Source organism: Pedobacter frigiditerrae (assembly GCF_032678705.1).
Classification (GTDB): Bacteria; Bacteroidota; Bacteroidia; order Sphingobacteriales; family Sphingobacteriaceae; genus Pedobacter; species Pedobacter frigiditerrae_A.
The window spans coordinates 204,357-227,348 of sequence record NZ_JAVTSS010000002.1 but is presented as its reverse complement, the minus strand read 5'-3'; the positions used below and the strand labels follow the sequence as shown (position 1 = coordinate 227,348).

General features: G+C 33.7%; 21 protein-coding genes. 12 read left to right on the top strand and 9 right to left on the bottom strand.

The genetic code is table 11. The annotated features are described in order from the left end of the window. Positions 1-133 precede the first annotated feature (133 nt). Positions 134-1,945 carry a M61 family metallopeptidase gene (locus tag R2Q59_RS11590; protein ID WP_316785615.1) on the top strand — a complete coding sequence of 604 codons (1,812 nt, stop codon included), beginning with the start codon at positions 134-136 and terminating at the stop codon, positions 1,943-1,945. A gap of 94 nt (positions 1,946-2,039) precedes the next feature. Here R2Q59_RS11590 and R2Q59_RS11585 read toward each other — a convergent pair whose 3' ends face one another. Continuing rightward, complete coding sequence (locus R2Q59_RS11585) at positions 2,040-2,519, bottom strand: hypothetical protein (RefSeq protein ID WP_316769038.1); 480 nt, start codon at positions 2,517-2,519, stop codon at positions 2,040-2,042. 314 nt (positions 2,520-2,833) lie between these two features. On the opposite strand from R2Q59_RS11585, the gene R2Q59_RS11580 reads away from it, so the two are divergent. After that, a complete protein-coding gene (locus R2Q59_RS11580) occupies positions 2,834-3,223 on the top strand; it encodes a response regulator (RefSeq protein ID WP_316769036.1) in 390 nt (129 codons plus the stop codon). 9 nt (positions 3,224-3,232) lie between these two features. On the opposite strand, the gene R2Q59_RS11575 is transcribed toward R2Q59_RS11580, so the two are convergent. Continuing rightward, on the bottom strand, positions 3,233-3,532 hold the full coding sequence (locus tag R2Q59_RS11575; RefSeq protein ID WP_316785614.1) for a hypothetical protein: 300 nt from the start codon (positions 3,530-3,532) through the stop codon (positions 3,233-3,235). Between the two features lie 59 nt (positions 3,533-3,591). Next, complete coding sequence (locus R2Q59_RS11570) at positions 3,592-4,308, bottom strand: pirin family protein (RefSeq protein ID WP_316785613.1); 717 nt, start codon at positions 4,306-4,308, stop codon at positions 3,592-3,594. A 416-nt stretch (positions 4,309-4,724) separates the two neighbouring features. On the opposite strand from R2Q59_RS11570, the gene R2Q59_RS11565 reads away from it, so the two are divergent. Then, the gene (locus R2Q59_RS11565; RefSeq protein ID WP_316769029.1) at positions 4,725-5,864 is read left to right on the top strand and encodes a putative sensor domain DACNV-containing protein; all 1,140 of its coding nucleotides are present in this window, start codon (positions 4,725-4,727) and stop codon (positions 5,862-5,864) included. Between the two features lie 4 nt (positions 5,865-5,868). Here the strand turns inward: R2Q59_RS11565 and R2Q59_RS11560 are convergent, their stop codons facing one another. Next, positions 5,869-6,024, bottom strand: coding sequence for a hypothetical protein (locus tag R2Q59_RS11560; RefSeq protein WP_316769026.1), 156 nt, complete (start codon positions 6,022-6,024; stop codon positions 5,869-5,871). A gap of 613 nt (positions 6,025-6,637) precedes the next feature. Here R2Q59_RS11560 and R2Q59_RS11555 point away from each other — a divergent pair. The 5 genes from R2Q59_RS11555 to R2Q59_RS11535 all read left to right on the top strand — a co-directional run bounded on the left by R2Q59_RS11555 (position 6,638) and on the right by R2Q59_RS11535 (position 10,725). Further along, positions 6,638-7,225, top strand: coding sequence for a YcxB family protein (locus R2Q59_RS11555; protein WP_316769024.1), 588 nt, complete (start codon positions 6,638-6,640; stop codon positions 7,223-7,225). 26 nt (positions 7,226-7,251) lie between these two features. Then, positions 7,252-7,623 (top strand): hypothetical protein, encoded by a 372-nt coding sequence (locus R2Q59_RS11550; RefSeq protein ID WP_316785612.1) that lies wholly within the window; start codon positions 7,252-7,254, stop codon positions 7,621-7,623. Between the two features lie 192 nt (positions 7,624-7,815). Then, positions 7,816-8,418 (top strand): hypothetical protein, encoded by a 603-nt coding sequence (locus tag R2Q59_RS11545; protein WP_316785611.1) that lies wholly within the window; start codon positions 7,816-7,818, stop codon positions 8,416-8,418. 662 nt (positions 8,419-9,080) lie between these two features. Beyond that, a complete protein-coding gene (locus R2Q59_RS11540; protein WP_316785610.1) occupies positions 9,081-9,992 on the top strand; it encodes a hypothetical protein in 912 nt (303 codons plus the stop codon). A gap of 61 nt (positions 9,993-10,053) precedes the next feature. Further along, positions 10,054-10,725: a vancomycin high temperature exclusion protein gene (locus R2Q59_RS11535; RefSeq protein ID WP_316785609.1), complete on the top strand. Its 672-nt coding sequence runs from the start codon at positions 10,054-10,056 to the stop codon at positions 10,723-10,725. A gap of 9 nt (positions 10,726-10,734) precedes the next feature. Here the strand turns inward: R2Q59_RS11535 and R2Q59_RS11530 are convergent, their stop codons facing one another. From R2Q59_RS11530 to proB, 3 genes are all read right to left on the bottom strand, one after another. Then, positions 10,735-11,463, bottom strand: coding sequence for a DUF3667 domain-containing protein (locus tag R2Q59_RS11530; protein WP_316785608.1), 729 nt, complete (start codon positions 11,461-11,463; stop codon positions 10,735-10,737). Between the two features lie 238 nt (positions 11,464-11,701). Further along, complete coding sequence (locus R2Q59_RS11525; RefSeq protein ID WP_316769016.1) at positions 11,702-12,949, bottom strand: glutamate-5-semialdehyde dehydrogenase; 1,248 nt, start codon at positions 12,947-12,949, stop codon at positions 11,702-11,704. Between the two features lie 70 nt (positions 12,950-13,019). Beyond that, positions 13,020-14,096, bottom strand: coding sequence for a glutamate 5-kinase (proB, locus tag R2Q59_RS11520; protein WP_316769015.1), 1,077 nt, complete (start codon positions 14,094-14,096; stop codon positions 13,020-13,022). A 207-nt stretch (positions 14,097-14,303) separates the two neighbouring features. Here proB and R2Q59_RS11515 point away from each other — a divergent pair, with 207 nt between their 5' ends. From R2Q59_RS11515 to R2Q59_RS11500, 4 genes are all read left to right on the top strand, one after another. Next, a complete protein-coding gene (locus tag R2Q59_RS11515; RefSeq protein WP_316769014.1) occupies positions 14,304-14,657 on the top strand; it encodes a PadR family transcriptional regulator in 354 nt (117 codons plus the stop codon). A 6-nt stretch (positions 14,658-14,663) separates the two neighbouring features. Further along, on the top strand, positions 14,664-16,271 hold the full coding sequence (locus R2Q59_RS11510) for a PspC domain-containing protein (RefSeq protein WP_316785607.1): 1,608 nt from the start codon (positions 14,664-14,666) through the stop codon (positions 16,269-16,271). Between the two features lie 70 nt (positions 16,272-16,341). Further along, a complete protein-coding gene (locus R2Q59_RS11505) occupies positions 16,342-18,795 on the top strand; it encodes a TonB-dependent receptor domain-containing protein (RefSeq protein ID WP_316785606.1) in 2,454 nt (817 codons plus the stop codon). 135 nt (positions 18,796-18,930) lie between these two features. Next, positions 18,931-19,302 (top strand): hypothetical protein, encoded by a 372-nt coding sequence (locus R2Q59_RS11500; RefSeq protein ID WP_316769010.1) that lies wholly within the window; start codon positions 18,931-18,933, stop codon positions 19,300-19,302. 181 nt (positions 19,303-19,483) lie between these two features. Here R2Q59_RS11500 and R2Q59_RS11495 read toward each other — a convergent pair whose 3' ends face one another. After that, positions 19,484-22,204: a carboxypeptidase regulatory-like domain-containing protein gene (locus R2Q59_RS11495; RefSeq protein WP_316785605.1), complete on the bottom strand. Its 2,721-nt coding sequence runs from the start codon at positions 22,202-22,204 to the stop codon at positions 19,484-19,486. A 153-nt stretch (positions 22,205-22,357) separates the two neighbouring features. After that, a complete protein-coding gene (locus R2Q59_RS11490) occupies positions 22,358-22,990 on the bottom strand; it encodes an NAD(P)H-dependent oxidoreductase (protein ID WP_316785604.1) in 633 nt (210 codons plus the stop codon). Positions 22,991-22,992 lie beyond the last annotated feature (2 nt).

Sequence of the window (22,992 nt, the reverse complement as noted above, 5' to 3'; positions counted from 1 at the left end):
TGATTAGGGTAACGCACAAAATTATTTAATTGTTTGTGTTATCATTTGATGTACTTAATATGTTACACCTTAATTTTTAAATACCAATCAAAAAAATAAATAAATTATATTTTTGTAGTCAAATATTTCAACTATGAATATAAAAAAATCAATTTTAGGAATAGTAGCATTACTATCAATTACCATGGCAGCTAAATCTCAAGTTAAAATAGGTTTCGAAGTAAGCTTTAAAGAACCACAAGCACATTATGCAGAAGTGGAGATGAATATCTCTGGCATTGCCACAAAAGCATATGTTGATGTAAAAATGCCTGTTTGGACACCAGGTTCTTACCTTGTTCGTGAGTTTGCTAAAAGTGTAGAAGGCTTTGGAGCAACATCAAATGGCAAAGCAGTTAAAGTAGAAAAAGTAAACAAAAATACTTGGAGAGTTTTTAATGCTAAAACAAATGCAGTAAAAATTAATTACCGTGTTTATGCTTTTGAAATTTCAGTTCGTACAGCATTTATAGATGCTTCACATGCATTTCTTTCTTCTGCAAGTATTTTTATGTACCCAGCAGGGATGATTAAAACACCTAGTACGGTAAAAATTGTTCCTTTTGGAAATTGGGATAAAGTAAGTACGGGTTTAGAGCCAGTTGCAGGACAGAAATTTACTTATACAGCTTCAGATTTTGATATCCTATTTGATAGCCCTATTGAAGTAGGTACACAAGATGTATTTGAATTTAATGCCGCTGGAGTTAGGCATGAAGTTGCCATGTATGGTGGCGGAAACTATGACAAAGAACGTTTAAAAGTTGATATGGCTAAAATTGTAGAACAAGAAACTGCAATTTTTGGCGAAAACCCGAATAAGCATTATACATTTATTGTACATAATTACGCACAAGGTGGGGGTGGATTAGAGCATTTAAATTCTACTGTTTTAGGCGCAAGTAGAAATGCCTATGGTAGTGAAAGAGGTTATCAAGGGTTTTTAGGCTTAGTTGCTCATGAGTATTTCCATTTATGGAATGTGAAAAGATTACGCCCTATAGCATTAGGTCCATTTGATTATGATAATGAAAATTATACAACTAATCTTTGGATTGCAGAAGGTTTCACTTCTTATTACCCAATAAAGGTGATGCTAAGAGCAGGTTTTGCTAATCCAGAAGCCTTTGTAAATAGTAATTTAGGCACAATTGGAACAGTGATGAATACACCAGGTGCAAAAATCAATTCTGCAGCAGAATCTAGTTTTAACGCTTGGATTAATCCAGCTTATCGTCCATCAGAAAACGGAAATAATACGTTTATTTCTTATTATACAAAAGGTCAAGTGATTGGTAATTTGATGGATTTAGAAATCATTAATGCTACGAAGGGCGCAAAAAGCTTAGACGATGTCATGAAAGCAATGTATTTACAATGCAAAACTTTAAAACGTGGTTATACCGATGCAGAATTTAAAGCAATGGTTGAAAAGATTAGTGGCATTAGCTTTACAAGTTTTTGGGATAAATATGTAACAGGAACAGCTCCGGTAGAATATGCTAAATATTTTGCGTACGCTGGTATTGATGTAGTTAATGAAAACGAAGGTAAAAGTGTTCCATATTTTGGTGCATCAACAGGCAGGATGGCAGCTGCAGGTGGTGCTAAAGTAGTTATCGGTTCAGTTGCCCGTGGTTCTGGAGCTTGGAATGGTGGCGTAAACGTAAATGATGAAATTGTTTCTATTGATGATGTCCCAGCAGAAGCAAGCATCGAAAGAATGGCTGTGATAACCAATAAAAAAGTTGGTGATGCAGTAAAAGTCAGCATCATTAGAGATGGCCTTAAAAAAGAGTTGAATGTTATTTTAACTGCTAATGAAAGTGTAAGGTTTAAAGCAACTTTCAATGAAAGTGCAACACCTCAGCAATTGGCTGTTCGCAAAAAGTGGATGGGAATTTAGACGATTTTATTTCACGCATTATAAAAAAAAAGTCCCAGTAATTCTGCTGGGACTTTTTTGTGCTCACTATGTTGAGCAAATAAGATTTGATAGCTTAGAAAGTAAAACGAACACCTAAACCAATATCACCGCTGTAAAAATCAGTGTCAGGAGTTAATCTTAAAGTTGGTATCCAATCTAGAGATAAGTTAATGGGAGCACCATTAAATTTATAATCTAAACCTAAAACGCCATTTACGCCTAAGTAAACGTCGCTTTCATCAATAAATTTATTTTTAACAGAACCAATACTTGCACCAGCACCATAGTACCATTTTAATCCAGGTGCGCCACCAATTGGATTGTATACTTCATATAAGCCTGTTACTTGTGCCCAACTAAAATTTTTGTTACTTCTAAAGTTGCCAATAAGTTCTAACATTGCTCCTTTGTTAAGGCCTGTTTTAAAGGTAATACCATTGTAGCTTCCAAAACGGCCACCAATAGCATTTTTGTAATCTTGAGCTTTAGCATTTGTAATGCTCATTGTAGTTAGTGTTGCAATAGCAACAAGAGTAAAAAGTAGTTTTTTCATAATCATATGTACTTGTTTTTTTTGTTATGAACCTATTAACAACTTTTGTGCCGTTATAGTTAATTTACAGATTTTACTTCAGCCATAAGGAAAACACAAAAATTAACGCAAAAAAAAAGAGAGCAAATAGTTGTATTGAAAAAGATATGATTTTTTAATAACTTTCATCTTATCAACAGCTTATAATATGATAATTCTAATTTATAGTAAAAAATATGTGTTATAACATATATTTTTATATCCATAAGTTAAACTTCTATTGTAAATAGCAATTCATTATTTATATTTACATTAATGATTAACGTTACGCCCTAGTGAGACTAAATTTTAAAGATTATCTAGCCAAAAAGAAAAAGATTTTAATAGTTGAAGATGAGCCTATGAGTGTAAGGTTAATTCAACATTTATTAAAAGATTATCAATTTGAATTAGTTGTTGCTGTAGATGGTTTTGAAGCCATTGAGAAGTTTAAAAAAACATCTTTTAGCTTAGTGATTATGGATTTGTACATGCCAGTGATGGATGGTTTTGAAGCTTCAAGAAGAATGAAGGAGATTTCAAAAGATACACCTATAATTGTTATTTCTACAACTTCAATTCCAGAAGAAAATCTAAAAAGAGATATTGGTATAGATTATTTCTTAGCAAAACCTCTAAACACAGTAAAATTTAGAGATTTTATTCATATGCTTTTATTGGCATAGAAAAATCCATCAAGCTAATGCCTGATGGATTTCTGCAAATAATAAACCGCTCCCACCACCATAATGTTTAACAATTGGTAAGCTAGGCTTCAGTTCATTTAAATAAGCTTTTAATTGTAATTCTTCTTTATCTGTAAGTCCAGCACCAATTAGTGCTAGCTTAAAATCCTTGCTCAAACAGACTTTGCAAGCATCATCAAAAGAAAAACTCACTGTTGCTTTCCAAGTTCCCTCTTTATCAATTAGCCTAGCAATGGTTTCCATTATAGGTTGGTTAGTTCCAACAATTAATATTTCAATTACATCCATACTATTTACAAATTATCAAATCCACTAATGAACTATTTACTATTGAACTAATGAGCCAACTAGAATTCCATAGGCACTTCCATCAATAAAAATTGAGCATCAGCAATTGCTTTCACTTCAAAATTTTCTGTGTCCCATATTCCTAAACCATCTCTCTCATCTAATTCTTCTCCGTTAACTTCAACTTGTCCTTTCAATACAAAAACATAAACGCCATTTCCTTTTTTATTTAGCGTATAATTTTTAGTGTTTCCTGCATCAAAACGAGCTAAATTAAACCAAGCATCTTGGTAAATCCATACGCCAGCATCGTCAGCATTAGGCGATAAAACCTGTACAAACTCATTTTTTTTATCGGTATTGTTTAATAAAATCTGGTCGTACCTTGGCGTTACATTCCTCTTGTTTGGAAACAACCAAATCTGCAAAAACTTAGCAGGATTTTTAGGGTCTGAATTGTATTCTGAGTGATAAATTCCTGTCCCAGCACTCATTACCTGTATTTCACCAGCTTTAATGGTTGCAGTATTTCCCATGCTATCTTTATGTTGTAGTTCTCCTTCTAACGGAATAGAGATGATTTCCATATTATCATGAGGATGTTCACCGAAACCCATTCCACCTGTTACGATATCATCATTAAGAACTCTTAAAGCCCCAAAATTAATTCGCTCTGGGTTGTAATATCCAGCAAAGCTGAAACTTTGATAACTTTTTAACCAGCCATGATTTGCCACTCCTCGAGTGTTGGCTTTGTGCAATACTGTTTGTGCCATAACTATTTGTTATTTATTAATACAAAGATAAGGTCGGTCAAAATCCAATTCATTGATGTAGGATAAGAAGTTTGTTTGAAGTCAGAAAAAGTCAGTAAGACCGAAAGACCGAAGTTTTTTGTTTTGAAAATGAACGGAATTGGTTTTTGGGATAGGAAAGTCCCGCCATCTACTACAATCTTTTTGTCTTGTCACCCTGAGCGTAGTCGAAGGTCCTTCTGAGACAAAAAGTATTTCCGTTTTTGTCGGGTTTAAAATTAAAAGACTGTGCCATAAAACCATTCATAGTTCAGTTAGCAATTGCCAATTTACAGTTAACAATAGAACAGTTTAACAATAAAACAATTTTTTCACCCATTTATACATTTTACTTTAATCCAACTTTTCAGAATAAACAAAACACTTAACTTAGTAAAATGGTAAACCGAGCAACTTATCAGGCTGCAAAACTTGTAGCACCAAGAATCGAAGCACACTTCGCCAAACATTTAGCAGAAGCTAATGCCAAAGGCGAATTGGATTTGGCACCGCAACCTCCTGCAAGGGTAATTGAGGCAATTTTGGATTCTGCATTTTGGGCAAGTCTACGCAAAGAAGAAGGCCATTCCCCAAAAATATCGATTGCTTTTTTACCGCCAGAACAAGCGGGTAAACCTTTGATTTTTAATCATACCTTACCACTTAATCCTAATGTTTTAACCAAAATGGCACCAGGAGTAGAGCGTGGCGGTATCCATATTGGGGTTTGGCATGATGGTTACAACTTGCATGTTTGGGGTACAACTTTAAATATTCCCAACTATTGTTTTGTGGTCGATGTATCAGAGCCAGGTCTGTTGGTCATCAAACATCGCAGAATTTATGGCTTCGGAAAATATACCAACGTTGCTGTTTTAAAAGGCGACCAAATCAAAATCGTAGAAGAGAAAAGTGCTTCAAATGCAGATTGCCCATCAATGTTACTTTCGCTTTTAGATTTAACGGCACATTCTTACTGGAACGATTCGGCAAATATTTTAATCCAGTTGGCAGTTTCAATGAGGGCACATGGACGTGGCGGAGCAGTTTTGGTGGTTCCGCATGGTTCGGCTGATTGGAAACAATCCATTATTCATCCAATTAGTTATGCTTTAGAACCTAGCTTTAGGGGTTTGGCAGATTTAGTAAAGAAAGACACAAACTCTAGTGAGATTTTTTGGCAAAGTGCATTAAAAAGAGAGGTTGACCACTTAGCTGGATTAACTGCTATTGACGGTGCAACTTTAATAACAGATGAGTACGAACTTTTAGCTTTTGGCGCAAAAACTGGAAGAGCAAATAGTAGTGGCCATATTCAAGAATTGTCTTATTCTGAGCCAATTAGCGGTGGTGATGCAATTGTTGTTCATCCAGCAAAAATAGGAGGGACAAGGCATCTATCTGCTGCCCAATTTATATACGACCAAAGAAACGCACAAGCATTAGTTGCTTCACAAGATGGGCATTTTACTATTTTTAGTTGGTCACCTAACTTAAATATGGTACAAGCGCACAGAATAGATACGCTTCTTTTGTAAGATTCTATACAAAGGCAATAGCTAGTGTAATCATAATGAGCATCATAATAGTCATTACTATTCTGTCTGCTTTTATTTTCTCTTTAAGCGTTAAAGGCTTATGAACTCTTGCCTCCTTATGCCTTGCATAAGAAAAGTGAATAGGTAATTTAATAATCATAGGTAGATGTTTTAGGGTAGATATTTTTTCTACATCAAAACTTAAGCCAATGATTTATAAGTTGTTAAATTATTCTTAGTTTGTGTTTTTTTGCCTAAAATTAATCTTATACACACTTTTTTATTGATAAAATTTGTGGTTTATCTAAATTTCGCAAATTTTAGTCTGGAAAATCATACAGCCATTAATTTTTTATATGCAGGGCATAAGCCTGTAATGTATAATTGTTGTGTTACCAAAATGGGTTTACTGAGTAATTAAATTTCTGCAGTTAAATTCAAACGATGTTGACCTATAAAATCTATGAATTTTTTATCCAAACGTAGAAACCTTTGCCCATATCTGATTCAGTCAAAATCTAAATCATATTCTTTCAAAAAGATATAAACTAAGAAACTTTACCTCCAAAATCTTCAAGTAGGCTTAAGTCAGCTAACATTTAAGTTGTTGGCAACACAAAAAGAGCTTAGCTAAATAATCTTTTTGTGAAACATGGAGTTAAAATTGAAATGTAGGTGATGATAGCGATTAAACTAGAACTTGGCTGGGTTACCATAACATAAATAGGTATACGTTATTTTTTTGATTGCCATCAATAAAAAACTATGCCAAAATGCAAATAACCTTAAACTATACTTATACCCAAGATCAGCTAAAAATGGCTTATCGTTTCAATGTTTTTCCCACACCTAAGGCGAAGTATTTTATGCTCCTTTTTAGTTGCTTTATTTTTGGCTTAGGTGGTTTATTTTGGCTCTTATTGAAACCCAATGAAAGCAATGCACAAGTATTAAATATATTGCAGTTTATATTGATGATGAGTTGGATATTTTGGAGCCTGATGTTAATGGTAGCTGCGATAAACTACTATTGCCTACCTATTTATGCATTTAGGAAAAGCCCGTTTTATAAAGGCAATTTTACGGTTAATTTAATAACCCAAGGACTAGCTTACAAACAACAGCTTAGTGAACAAAACAGCAGAAGCGAACGAGATGGCTTTGTTTATTGGGGAGCATTTGCCAAAAAAGCTGAAAACGATGAGTTTATCTTTTTATTTATCAATAAAAAACATTATATCCTTCCAAAGGCATCATTTAAGAATAATGAAGAACTTGAAGAATTTAGATTGTTTTTAACAAAGCAGAAGCATATCATGACAAAAAGATTTAATGGAACCGAAATTTGGAATCACACCTAACTTCTCAATCTTTAATAACCAAACCTATGAAACTAATAAAAATATGCATGGTGTTTATCGCACTAGCTACCAGTTGCGACGCCAAACCGAAGCAGGCAATATCACCTAAAACTCAGGTTAAAAATGTATCAAATTTTGATACATCAACCAAAACAATCCATGTTTTTGTGGCGCTTTGTGATAATAAATACCAGGGCATCGTTCCTGTTCCAAAAGCGATAGGCAATGGTCAAGATCCTGATAATAATTTGTATTGGGGTTATCAATTTACGAACAACACTGAACATACTTTTCAAATTAACCTTTGGTTTACTGAGAAATGTTTAGAAGGCGAACTTAGAATAAATACTGAGCTCGATTATGCTTATCACATCGAGGAAAAAATCATCAGTTTCTAAAGATTGAAAATCAGTTTTATCGAAAAAACGAAATCTGGAGAGATAAAATATTAAAATTTGAAGGTGGCAGGGTTGTTGCCTCTGAACTTATAATGAAAAACTTCGCAAGAGTTACTTATACGCCTGCTGAATTTATAAATAGTTCTAAGGAATAAATATCATGCTAAAGCTACAAACAAATAAACTTGACGTATGAAGAACAAAATTTTTATCCTTTTACTTTTCATAGTAACTAACTCGGCCTTTGCTCAAGAAAAACTAGTTAAAGACATCGATTTTGATGGAAAAAACGATACGGTTTACATCGACCAAAAAGAGTTTAAAATAGTTTGTCGTTTATCAACCCAAAACTTTAAAAAGTTAAAAAGTAAAACGCTTGAAATGTCAAGCGACAATACCTATTTCAAACCTACCCGAAACGGATTTGAATTAAGGGTAAGTTGGATGAGAAATGGCTATGCTTGTCAGTTTAGGTACGAGAAATTAGAAAAGCGCATTCGAGTAATTGGAATAACAGATTACGCATTTGGTAATGCCGCTAATGATGGTAGTGGCGAAGCAAGCGCAAACCTACTAACGGGAGATTATATTGGCAATTGGAATTATTTTGACCATTTGGCAAATAACGAGAAAGGCGAATTGGTAAAAATTTCGACTATAAAAACTAAGCTGAAGTTCAAAAAAATCTATCTTATTGATTTTGACAGCGATAGCTATTATTCATTTTCTGATCAGGTTAGGCCTTTAATTGACAAATATGAGGCCCTAGAAAGGAAAAGACGAAGTGCAGGTTGATGAAAGCGAAAAATTCACCTTTGAGGCACTACCTTTTATAGCTTATATCATAATGAGATTTCTGATAAGGTGGAGGCCATATTTTGCCTGGTTGGTATTATAGAGATGTGAATAGATAGAAAACAGTTAATTAAATAATTATGGCCTTACCATTTGTGGTTTTCATACTACCAATTTTGCTAATCGTAATGATTTTTTTAGTGAGATATACAATTAAAAAAGCACAACAAAATGTTAATGTCATTAAGCATATTCGATTACGAATATTGATATTATTCGCGGGTATTGCTCTTCTATTTTTAATATGTTATATAAGTTGGGGCGGATCTGGAATTCTCGCTGCCATATACACCAGTGCCTGTTTTACATGTTTATGGTTATTGTATTTGCTAATCGAAGCCATTTGCTTAATTGTTGTAAAACAAAATGCATTGGCTAAAAGGAACTTAGCAATCTCTGGGGTTTTTGCAGCCATTATTTTCTTGGTTTTTTTAAAATATTGGATAATTGGATAATGAAAATTAAAGACAAATCGCAATCAAACTAAGATGAAAAGCTGTTTTTCTCACATCTTCGTTTGGTTAGTAATAGGAACTATCGTGACTATTTTTACTTTGGTTTTTTCTAACCGATATATTGTTCCGGTTTTTCCTTTAATAGTTTTGGCAATAGTATTTTTTTTAACTAAAACACAAAGAACGTTCATTAATAAAAAACCAAAACCTATTTATGAACTTGAAGAAGGAATAGTAAAAATTGAAGGAACTATTAATGCGCCAAAAAATTTCGAAACCCCGTATTTTAAACAAGATTGTATTGCCTATGTATACGAGGAGGGAAACATTACCTACGATAGCGACACAGGTTCAGAACATATAAACAGCACACTCAATAAAACAGAATTTCAGGATTTTTATTTAAGTGATGCAACTGGAAAAATAAAAGTATTCATCACGCAGCTAAACTTAGCCTTTCTACCTGCCAAAACAGACACTTTACATAGCATAAAATACGCTGTAGATGATATCCGTTATACCGAAAGAACTTTAAAAAATGGCGATTTGATTAGTATTTTGGGCTATGCGGTTAAAAATGATAACCACCAATTTGAGTTAAGAGAACAAAACGATAAGCCACTGGTAATTGGTACGCCAGATTTCGAAGACAAGACACGTAAATCATTCAAGGTTTTTAAATTCTTAATGCCTTACTTCATTTTAATGTATGTTGGCGTAAATTATTTCCTGTTTGCACCTATAAAAATCCACATCGTGGAAAGTGCAATTTTTCCTTATTTCGCCATTTTTGGGATGCCAATTTCAGCTATTATTTTAGGTTTAATGGGGAATAGGTTTGAGGGTTTTGCGAAAACTTTTCTCTCTTTTTTGGCAGGAACCTGTTTCAGTGTATTATTCTTATCCTTTCCTTTAATCTGTCTATTTTATATGATTAAACTAGAATTCACTCGAATTATTTGCATTTGGATAACCGTTTTTGCTTGTACTACGCTTGCATTTATAATGAACCAAAAAAGGTTGGAAGGGATTTTTGAAAAAGACACAAAAATTCTATAATAACAATCCTTAACAAATTAATTATAATTGAAATAAAATGTCGTTGCCAAATCTATTCAAAATGAAAAAACTTAAAAAGTTCATACTAGCCTTAATCATTTTATGTTTAACAGCTATTGCCATAATTTTAATAAGCAATTACATCGTTAATTCTAAAACAGAAAACGTTATTTATACTAAAATAGATGATTTGCCTAAGACCAAAGTTGCCATTATTTTTGGAGCTGGAATAAATGGAGATAAACCAAGTAGGTATTTAAAAGACAGGTTAGACGCTGGCATTTTGCTCTATAAAAACAACAAAGTTGATAAAATTCTACTTTCTGGAGATAATGGTAGAGATGAACATGACGAGCTTACGGTAATGAAACTGTACTGCTATGAAAATGGAGTTGATACCAATAAAATTTATATTGACTATGCAGGTTTCGATAGTTATTCTACCATGTACCGAGCAAAACATATTTTTAAAGTTGATATGGCAGTTCTGGTTTCGCAACAATATCACTTAAATAGGTGTATTTATATCGGAGATAGATTAGGTGTAAAATCTTATGGTTACAGCGCAAATCAAGGCATTTATCCAGGCTACAAATATTATACATTTAGAGAGAAACTATCTATTACAAAAGCTGTTTTTGATGTAATGAGGAATAGAAAACCAAAATATCTTGGTGAAACAGTTGATGTAAATGGAGCTAGTAATTACGCTAAAGAGTTAGCTACTAAATGATGAACATTATTAAAAAAAAGTAATAGCATAATAAATAATTAAACCTATTACTATTTTAATAACAGAAGCTGTAGTGTAGCCCAAAAAAACGCCGAAAAAACCTTTTATGTAATTCTGAATTTTTTTTTCGTTAAAAAATTGTCCAATAGCAAGTGCAGGATAAAACCAAGCAATTATAAAGGCTAAGCTTTGTAAAGCATAATAATTAAAGATGTTATAAAAGGGTATTAAAAAAATATAAAAAACAAACATTTCTCCCGCTAGAAAGCACATTAAAGTTATTATTTCGTAAAAACTATAATTATGTTTTCTGAAAAACAATTTTATCCAAGCAGCAGCAAAAAAAGATATAGATAAGTAGTTATAATTAATATGTGAGCCAAACCAATTTTCTATAGCTTTTACATAAGAATTTGTATACGGCCAATATAGTGGAAGGCCTTTTGGCTCTGGATTGAAATACCTACCTATTAAACTAAGCAATACAGTGGTTATAGCCAAAAAAGCTATTGGTTTCATGTGCTTAGTTCGGTCTTCCCTTAAAAAAATCCTTACAGTTTCTCCAGGCCTAATGAATAATTCTTTTATCGTAAAAAATATTCCCTTTTCAAAATGTATTAGATGTTGTATTTCATGCGAAATATAATGCTTGTCAATTTGTTTAAGTTGTGCAGCATGGCCACATTGAGCACAATAGTTATGTTCAATTTGAAAATTACAATTTTTACAGTTTGTCATTATTACAATAATTTGTTGGTCTTTGCTGAGTTTAAAGACATTTTTATATTAAAATAATTGCAATAGGGAGGAGCTGTAAAGCTAAAAAATATTATTTAACCTGATAAAAATTAAATAGTAGTTTCAGCAATTAATTTAAATTGTGAAAAATGTATTCAAAGAAATAGATACATCAATACTATTGTAAACCGTTGATTAATTTATATTACCGAAATTTTAATAGTGTTTAGGTATTATTCTAAATTCTAACTTGTCCATTTCCTTGGACAATCCATTTATAGCTCGTTAATTCTTCTAAACCCATTGGTCCACGAGCGTGGAGTTTTTGTGTGCTAATTCCTATTTCTGCACCTAAACCAAATTGAGCACCATCCGTAAAAGCTGTAGAGGTATTGGCGTAAACTGCTGCGGCATCTACTTGGTTCAAAAATTGAGCAATATGTTTGGCATCTTCAGAAATAATGGCCTCACTATGTTTAGAGCTATAATTTGCAATGTGATCTAGAGCCTCATCTAAATCTCTAACAACTTTTACAGCCATTTTTAAGGATAAAAACTCAGTTCCGAAATGTTCTGGCAAAGCTCGATTTAACAGCGTCGATGGATAACTTGCTTTTAAAATATCATAACTTCTTTCGTCCGCAAAAAGCTCGACTTCTTTGTCGGCCAATGGCGATAAAAGCTCAGCAATGTCACTCAGTCTATCTTCATTTATCAATACACAGTCTAGGGCGTTACAAACACTTACTCTTCTGGTTTTTGCATTTAGAATAATTGCTTTTCCTTTTTCCAAATCTCCTGTTTCATCAAAATAAGTGTGTACGATGCCAGCACCAGTTTCTATTACAGGAATTTTGCTGTGCTCTCTCACATAATTAATTAGCGATTGACTTCCCCTTGGAATTAGTACATCTACAAATCCCCTAGCATTTAATAAAGCTTCTGTTGCAGCCCTTTCTGCGGGTAATAAAGTCAAAACATCGATATTAATTTGATGCTTTTCTAATACTTGATGGATAATTTTTGTAATGGCAATATTTGAAAATTCTGCATCACTACCGCCTTTTAAAACGGCTACATTTCCAGTTTTAAAGCAGAGCGAAAATACATCGGCAGTAACATTTGGTCTCGCCTCGTAAATTACACCAACAACGCCTAATGGGACTCTTACTTTTTGTATATGGAGTTGGTTTTCTAATCTTTTTGCAGAAAGTACATCTCCTAATGGACTATTTAATTTGGCAACATTTTCTATGTCTTTTGCAATGCCTTCAATTCTTTCTGTCGTTAGTTTTAACCTATCGTATTTTGGGTCTTCGATAGGCATTTTAGCTAAATCCTTTGCATTTGCAATTAGTATTTCATCAGCATTGCTAACTAAAGCTAAGCCTAAATCGAATAAAATAGAATCTATTTTTTCTTTAGCTAAACCTGTTATGGTGCGACTTGCTTGTTGTGCTTTCTCGAAGTATATGTTGTAATCCATTATAGTAGTATCAAGTAGTAAGTATCAGGTATCAAGTCCTGTAAACCTTTGGTCTTTATGCTTTAGTCTTTTAGCTCAAATACAAATAATCGTAGTGTACCAAAGCCTTTTGTTTTTTCTGTCCAATTCTTTCTCTTGCCTTGTCTGAACCGTATTCTGCTATTCCTAAACCAATTAGGTTATCATCTTCATCAACAATTTTAATGATATCACCTTTTAGGAAGTCTGATTTAATTTCAATAATTCCGATAGGTAATAAACTGGTTGCCTTGCCAGAAGTTAAAACCTCTTTTGCGCCATTGTTCAATTGAACAATCCCTTTTGCATTGGTTTCTGAATGAGCAATCCATTTTTTCTTTCCAGATTTACTTTTCTCTGGAACAAAACGAGTATGAACTAATTTTTCATTTAACAATGTCGTTAAAACATTGTCAGTTGTGCCGTTGGCGATGTGTACTGTTATGCCCAATTTAGCTACTTTTTGCGCCATGGTAGATTTGGTAACCATTCCACCTCTACCAAATTGCGATTTTCCAGTGCTAATAAATGAGGCTAAATTTGTGATAGAACCTTTAATTTCTTCAATAACTTTAGAACCCTCTACTTTTGGGTCGCCATTGTAAATGCCATTCACGTTTGATAAAATAATCAGCGCATCGGCATTTAACATCGAAGCAATTAATCCAGCTAATTCGTCATTATCAGTAAACATCAACTCTGTTACCGAAACTACATCGTTTTCATTTACCACAGGAATTACATTGTGCTGCAACAAAATTTGCATACAATTTTTCATATTCAGGTAATGGGCCCTGTCTCTAAAATCTTCTTTGGTAACTAAAACTTGAGCACATTTGATAGCATGTTCGGCAAAAAAATTAGCATAAGTATTAATCAATTTTACTTGGCCAATTGCAGCTAATAATTGCCTTGTGGTTACGGCATCTTGCTTTTCGGCTATTTGAATTAAGCTTCTGCCAGATGCAACCGCACCAGAAGAAACCAAAATAACCTCTATACCTTGCTTTTTGATAGTCGCTAATTGATTAACCAAGTGATTTATCCTATGCTCATCTGGCAAACCATTAGCTTGTGTAATTACATTAGAACCAACCTTAACAACTATCTTTTTGTAGCCTAAACTCATCTCGAAATTAAAAACCTAAATGTAGTAATTCTATAGATTTAATAGAGAATTATTCGATGTATTTTAACAAGTTTTGGAATAAATCGTTGTTTCTTAGAATTTTAAGTAAAAATTATTACACTGTAAATCAGCAATTTGAATAATAAATCAATAAAAATATAGTACTATGTATTGCATAATACTATACGAAACATATATCTTTGTTTTATGATAGCAGAAAATACGCAAACGCAAATGCGAAAAGGCATACTCGAATATTGTGTGCTTTTAATTATATCTAGGGGAGAGATTTACGCTTCAGATATTATCGCAGAATTAAAGCAAGCAAAACTACTTGTGGTAGAAGGAACATTATATCCCTTGCTTACTCGATTAAAGAATAATGGGTTGTTAAGTTATAACTGGGTCGAGTCTACTTCTGGTCCGCCACGTAAATATTATGTGCTTACTGCAGAAGGAACTCAATTTTTAAAACAATTGGATACCACTTGGCAAGAATTGGCTTATGCCATTACCACTTCTCAAAATGGTGCTCAAAAATTAGCTGACACTCAAAATTAAAGAAACATGAAAAAGACACTCATCATAAATATAGGCAATTCCATCATTCACATTGAAGAGGGTGCATATGAGATTTTAATGACCTATTTAAATGAAATTAAAATGCATTTCACTAAAAATGCAGATGATTTCGAAATAGTAACCGATATAGAAAATCGCATTGCGGAAATGTTTGCTGAAATATTAATAGCGGGCCAAAAGCAAGTGATTGAATTAGCCGATGTAGAAGGCGTAATGGCACAAATGGGTCGTGTTCAAGATTTTCAGACAGAGGAAGATGAAGAAGAAGCACCAAAAGCTACCAAATCATCAGCTTATGAAGGTGAAAAGAAATTGTATCGTGATACAGATGAAGGGATGATTGCAGGGGTATGTGCGGGTTTAGGTTATTACCTTAATACTGAAGCTCGATGGATTAGATTATTTGCATTACTATCAATTCTTTTAAGTGGAGCAGGTATTTTGGCTTACATCATTTTATGGGTAGTTATGCCAAGGGCGATAACAAGGTCTGAAAAGATGGCAATGAAAGGCGAGGCTACTAATCTTTATGGTTACAAGAAAAGTTTCGAAGAGGAATTAGCAGCATTTAACGAAAAAATGAAGGCGGCTAACGAACACTTTCAACCATTGATGAGGAATTCGGGAAATTTTATAACAGAGCTTTTAAGGGTTATAGGAACTTTTATAACGGTTTCGGGTAAAATAATTATGAAATTTATAGCAGGAGTTTTAATAGTTAGCGGTTTTGTTGCCTTGCTTGCTTTAATTATTTGCCTAGCAGGATTTCTTGGTTTCTGGGATGAAGATATGTACCGATTCCCTTTTTCTATAATTAATGATGGCTTTAGAACAGAAATTTTAGTCGGAGCATTTATCACCATATTTATCCCAGTTTTAGCATTGGTTTTATTTGCCATTAGAGTCGCTTTTAACAAAAAAGCAATCAACAAAACTGTTTCATTTGCCTTATTGATTATTTGGTTGTTCGGTGTTTCTTCTACTGTATATTTTGCTACTAAAATTTCAGCAGAGTTTCAGGAACACGCAGAATTGGTACAATCTAATGAGTTAAAAACTTATCCAACTTATGTAATTGATGTGGATAAAGGAATGGAATTTAGCAAAGAGGATAGCTTAGCTTATAATATCAAGGAACTTGATTTTGGAAATCGTGTTATCGTAGATGATAATGATGACCATCCTTTTAGAGTTCCAAGAAATGTAAGGATTGAAATTGAAAAAAGTGAGAATGGAAAAACTTCAATGGTGCAGACTTACGAATCGCAAGGTAAAACATTCCCAATCGCTTTGCGTAATGCTCAAAACATAGATTACAAATACACTCAGAAAGATTCATTGTTAACCTTAAGCCCTAGGTTGCGATTGAAAAGAGAAAGTATCTGGAGAAATCAGGAAGTACATATTTCATTAAAAGTACCAGTAGGTACAAGGTTGTTATTAAACAATAATATTTACAATTATCTTAATTTCTACTATTACCGATGCAGTACCGATGATAATAGAGAAAGCAATTACAGGGAGTGGATAATGACAGAAGATGGCTTAAAATGTAAAAGCGAATTAGATAAACCAGCAACAGAGAATCCTTAAAGAAACTCATCATAAGCAAAGCGAAGAATTTCTATTCGCTTTGCTCTATTGATAGCTCAACACCGAAATCATGAAAAACATAATTGTGCTAATTACATGCCTTCTGGTGTGTGGGATTTGTTTTGCCCAAAAAACGGCTAAAATAACAGGGAAAATTGTTGATGAAAAGGCAACTGCTGTACCTTATGCATTGGTTAAGTTGTTAAATTATCCAGATACATCATTTGTTAAAAGTATACAGACAGATTTTGACGGTCTCTATAATTTCGACCAAGTTAAAGCTGGTGAATATATCCTAGCAGTAAATATGGTAGGCTTTAAAGGCGCCAAATCAGTAAAGTTTACAATTGCTGAAACTGATGTTCAAGTGCCTAACATCAAAATTGAAAGTGTAACCAAAAACTTAAAGGAAGTATCTATTACAGGGATAAAACCTTATGTAGAACGCAAGGTTGATAAAACTGTTTTGAATGTGGAGAGCAGCATTAATTCATCTGGTAATAGCGCATTGGAACTTTTGGAGAAAGCGCCAGGCGTAACAGTCGATAGGCAAAACGACCAGATTAGATTGAATAATAAATCTGGTATTACGGTAATGATTGATGGAAAAACAAACTTTTTATCTGGCACAGATGTAACCACGTTATTGAGTAACATGAGTAGCGACCAAATTGCTACAATAGAATTGATTACTAATCCTTCCTCAAAATACGATGCTGCAGGTGCTGCTGGAATTATCAATATTAAACTAAAACGCAATAAAGCATTTGGTACAAACGGAAATTTGTCTTTAAACACCGGACAGGCAATTCAGCCTAATTTTCCTAAAGATATGTATCGAGTTGGTCTAAGTTTAACGCTTAACAACAGGGTTGATAAATGGAATATTTATGGAACAGCGGCTTTTAACAGGAAAGTCGGTTTTAACAACATCAACGTTTTACGAAATACCTTAACAAGTAGTTTGGCAAGTTCTTTCAATCAGAATTTTGCTAGGCGTTCAAAAGGCGAAGCTTATATGGGTAAGTTGGGAGCGGACTATTATGTATCTGATAAAACGGTTATCGGTGTAATGGTTGATGGAAATAAGATAAATTCAGCTATGGATAATGTTAGTCAGACAAGCATTAAGGAGGTGCAAGGTGGCGCTGAGACGAAAAATTCAGTTAATCAATTGGCATTATCTGATTCTCCAGTTGGAAACCTTACCGCCAATTTTAACGTTAAACACGATTTTAGCAAAGAAGGAACTAACTTAACTTTTGATGCTGATTATTCTGGTTTTAGCAATGAAAAGAACGATAATTTTGATGCAAAATATCTTAACAATGCTGGCAACTTAACCAAAACTACAGCTTTAAGGAACTTTACCGATGCAAAGATTGATGTTTTGGCGGCTAAAACAGATTTTACTTGGGCGGTTAATAAAACAGTAAGAATAGAAGCTGGGTTAAAAAGCAGCTTTGTAGTTACCCATAACGAATTAATATCTGAACAACTTTCCGCTGGGACTTGGCAGAATATTGCTGGCCAATCTAATAATTTTATTTACAAGGAAAACATAAATTCCGCTTATACTAACTACGCAAAAGAATGGAAGAAATGGCAACTGCAATTAGGGTTAAGGACAGAGTATACCCATTCTAATGGTAACTCGGTAACAAGTAATAAAGTGGTGGATAGGAATTATCTCTCTTTATTTCCAACTGTATTCGTACAGCAAACATTAAATAAGAATAATAGCATCAATTATTCATTTAGTAGGAGAGTAGATAGACCTAACTACCAACAGTTAAATCCGTTTGTATTTTATATGGACCCTTACGCTTTGGATGAAGGAAATCCATACCTAAAACCTCAATTTACGTATAATTTTGAGATTGGATATAGTTATAAAGAGGCTTCCTTATCCTTCAATTATGCTGATACTAAGGATATGATTACTCAAATAAGTCAACAAAATGAGGTAACTAGAATTATTAACGTAATTCGCAAAAACTTAGGTAGAGCACAGACTTTTTCTGCGAATTTATATGTTCCTGTTAAGGTGGCCAAGTTTTGGAGAATGCAGAATAATGTAAGTGCTTTTTTATCCAAATTTAATGATGGGAACTTAGAAGGTGCAAAATACCAAGCTAGTAAAGTAGCCTTCAATTTTAACACCAATAACTCACTTACGTTACCTCAAAATTTTTCAGTAGAACTCGGCTTTTGGTTAAATTCTCCAAGATTAAACGGGGTTGAGGAAACTACAATTACTCAATATGCTTTAAACGCAGGAATTCAGAAAAGCCTGATGAATAAAAAGTTGAAAATCAGGTTGAGTATGGATGATATCTTCTTAACCAACCATTGGGAAGGAAGATTACAATATCAAAATGTAAACCTAAACGTGGTAAACCATTATATGAGCAGAAGAGCAGCATTTACGGTGAACTATAACTTTGGAAATCAGAACGTGAAATCCGCAAGGAATAGAAATACTGCAACTGATGATATTAAAGGCAGGGCAGGAAGTAATTAACGGAGTTTTGTCATTCTTGTTGATTTGTCATTCTGAGCATCGCGAAGAATCTCAAAGTTGAATTTTCAAAAGAGATCCTTCACTGCGTTCTGGATGACAATCCTTTAAAAAAATATTAACTCAAAAAACAACAACATGAAAAAAACATATTATTTAATCGCACTTATCCCAGCTCTATTAGTTAGCTGCAACTTTAATGGAAACAACGATAACGTTTCTATAAGCGTTAGGAGTACAGATGCTGGCTATAGCTTGGATGCATCTTATCCTGAGCAGAAAACAGAAAAAGTAACTAAATATTTAGAGGAGACATTGGGAGACGATAAAATCTTTACAGCTCCTAGCGATATTAAAGATGAGGAAGTTGCCTTGGGAGATAGTGTTAGATTCTATTTGAAATCATCGTCAGGAAACATAGAGATAGATTTTAAAAAGCAGCATAATTCTGAAGCTTCTTATAAAAAGTTGGTAGAGATGTGTAAAGGTGTTAAAGAGGTTTTAAAATAAAATAGTTGTCGGTCTGAGCGTAGTCGAAGACCTTTCGACGGTCAAAAACAAAAGTAATTTGTCCTTCGACTACGCTCAGGATGACAAATTACTTTAGTTTTTCTTAACTCAATGACATTGTCGCGTTGGGAGAAACTCGCCTGCCTGCCGGACAGGCAGGGAATGACAATTTAATCAATTATTACTTAACCGTATACCTATAAACAGCCCTTCCAATATTTCCATTTTTATCAAAGCCTTCTATAACCACACGATAAGCACCTCTTCCATCAGCATTGAAAAATTCAAAACTAATATTGCCTTTATCATCAGTAATTAATTTAGGATTCCAGTAAATAGTAGTTCTTAAATCGCTGCTTGTTGGAATAGCATTGGGTATATATTTAGGAGAATAAAACTCACGCTCTTTTGCATAGCCCATTGGTGTAAAATTCACAATGTTGTTTTTTGGCAACATATTCATCAATTCTTCTTTGGTTATTTTTTTACCAACTGGAGCTTTTTTGGTGTTGATTACTAATACACCTTTGGTACCGTATGCACGGTCTACAGTTCCTAAATCGTCTTTCAAAAATACTTCTACAGATTCTAGGTCTGCAACATTTACAGAGTTAATGTCTCTTGCATCAACTGGGTTTCCATTGATAAACACTTGCACTGGTGTTCTCCCACCTTGGTTAAAATCTCTTGATACGTAAAAATTTTCCGTGTCAAATGTCATTCCAGTAGCCATTGTTTTTAAACATTCTAGAAGGAAGTTACACCCACCAACAAACCTGTCAGCACTTAATAAATGATCTGGCATCATACTTAAGCTAGATAATGTACTATGATCTGCATGACTAGGTTTTTTAATTGCAGCCCCTTTAATTTCTACCGTTTTAAGGGTTTTCATATACCTGTACTGTTTTTGGCTGTTGTTTAAGTAAGAAGATAAAACAGTATCGATATTCGCAACTTCGTCTGCAACATTAATGTTTTTGCCAGCCATTGGACTAGGATTCCCATCCAGCATAATCATTAGATTTGCAGCATTTGCATTGTATTTTGCACTAACAACCACTTCCGATGAATCTGGCAGGTTTAGATTTTGAAACCTGAAAACACCCATATTAGTTGTAATTGTTTCAGCAGAAATAGGTTTACCAGGAACCATTAATCGCATGGCACCTTTTCTAATTGGCATACCTGTACGGTCTCTTAAAGTTCCTGTGATACTAATTCCTTCTTCAGGAGCAATAGTAACTACTGGATATTTATTTGCCAATATATCTTTATAAGTAAACCTACGGTAACCTTGAGTAATCATTAACTTATCTAAATCAGCTAATTTCTTTTCATCTGTTTTGGTGAAATAATAATTAGGTTTTTCTATGTATCCCTTTAAATCTGATGTCAGTAATAAAGAACTTAGTATAGTAGTTTCGCTATTTTCATCAACCGGAACTTTTTGCTCATCAATTACTGAAACAGAAAAATTTCCTAAAGTTGGCAAGCCAGCACTTTTGGCATCTAAAGTAATTTTAACTTTCTGACGAGGCTTGTAAATCGGCAAGTCAGATTTAACAGCTAAACTCATCGCTTCCTGATGCAAAACAAAACTCAACCTTTCACTAATTGGTTCTCCTTTATCATTAAATAAAGTAATCTGAACAATACCGGATGGAAAATTCTTTTTTGGCATTTTGGTAGTAATGACTTGATTTTTCAGCTCTGCTTTTGCTGCATAATAAACCACATTTGTACTTTGAGCAACAATAAAAAACCCTTTGTCTTTATTGGCTTCAAAATATGGGCTGTTTGCCAATACTTTCAAATTGATAAATTCTGCGTTCGAATTGGTGATTTGTAAGGTTATGCCAGCATCAACTGCTTTCGGTAAATCGAATGTTTTTACGCTTCCATCTTTAAATGTGATTTTAGCCTTGTAAGTTTTTCCTGTTTCAGGGGTCATGAATAATGAGCCCATACCTGCATAAGATGAGGTAAAAGTAGTTAGTTCATTACCTGACTCATCTACCAAACTTCCTTTAAAATCTATACTTAAACCAGAAGTTTTAACGCCTTTAAATCCTACTTGATTTGGTATGCCATTAATTAATTGACCTCCCTCTGGGAAAAATTGAACATCAAAATCGTTTGCTGTTTGCTTTAGTTTAAAACTGGCAGTCGCTGTTTCTTTTTCAGCAATGCTGATGTCGGTAATAATATCACCTTTGGTAATTATCTCTCCAGCTTTACTGGTAACTACTACCGTTAATATCCCGTTTTGGTCTGTTGTTCCCTTACCTTTTGTGTAAATATCATAATTAGAAAGCACCCGCCAATTAACCGTTTTATTGGACAATGCCTTTTTAGACATATCTCTAAATTGTATTTTGGCAGTTGTCTTTAAGCCTTTATCGCTTGGCTCGGTATTAAAAGAAATATTGGTAATCACTTGTTTATCAATTGCTTCGCCTATCGGGATGGTCTTAGTAAAAAAGTAGGCATCGCTAAAATTCAACATCCATAAGGTGTATGCCCTCACATAATAATTGCCTTGTTTATAATTTTGCATGTTAAGGGCAATATTTCCATTGGCCACACTGTTTTTTAAGGGCAACCTTTGGGTTTGCATTAAGGAATCTTGTGCATTATAAACTTCTACATATACAATTTTGCTCCAAGGAGATGGTAAATTTTGCTCTGTAGTTACATAAGCTTTAAACCACATCGTATCAGCTACTGCATAATAAGGCTTGTCAAAATGTAAGTAAACTTTTTCTACTGGCTGTTCTTCTGCTAGTCTTTTTGTTTTGGTGAGGATGTTATTTAAAACTACACTGTCTTGTGCAAAGGCAGATTGGTTTAAAAAAGCTGAAAAAATAACGATTGCAAAAAGTATTCTTGTAAATCTCATCAATTAAATTATAGTGGTAGATTGTTTGCTAATATATTGATTATTGATTGATGGATATGCATTGTAACCAATCTTTAACATATTTTTACAATTAAAAAGACATAAAAAAACGGATGCCTTATTGCAGGGCACCCGTTATAGATTTTGTTTTTTCTATTTGAACTCGATAATGAATTCTGATTTCGGCTGACGAACTTTTTTCAAGTTTACTAACCAGTCGCCAGTTTCATCACGATAACCCAAAGGCATAATTGCAACACTTTTTAAACCTTTTTCTGTCAATCCTAAAATTTTATCGTATTCAGCATTGTTAAATCCCTCCATAGGTGTGGCATCAACTTTTTGGATAGCCGCTTCTGCTAATGCCATTCCAAATCCAATGTAAGCTTGACGGGCTGCGTGGTTAAAATTCACTTCTTCAGTTCTTGGTACATAATTACCAACTAACATTTTTTGATAATCTGTGGTGCTTTCTGGTGGTGTTCCACGTTCGTTATGTGTGCGTGTGAAAACATCATTAATTCTGTCTTCTGTGTAAGTGTCCCAAGCGGCAAAAACCAACAGGTGAGACGAATCTATAATTTGCGATTGGTTAAATGAATGTGCTAAAAGTGTTTGTTTTAAGTCCGGATTAGTAATTACAATCACCTTATAAGGTTGTAGACCCGAAGAAGTTGGTGCCAAACGAGCAGCTTCTAAAATTAAATCTACTTTATCTTGAGGAACAGCCTGGCCGTTCATTTTCTTAGTGGCATAACGCCAGTTTAGGGCTTCTATTAAACTCATTT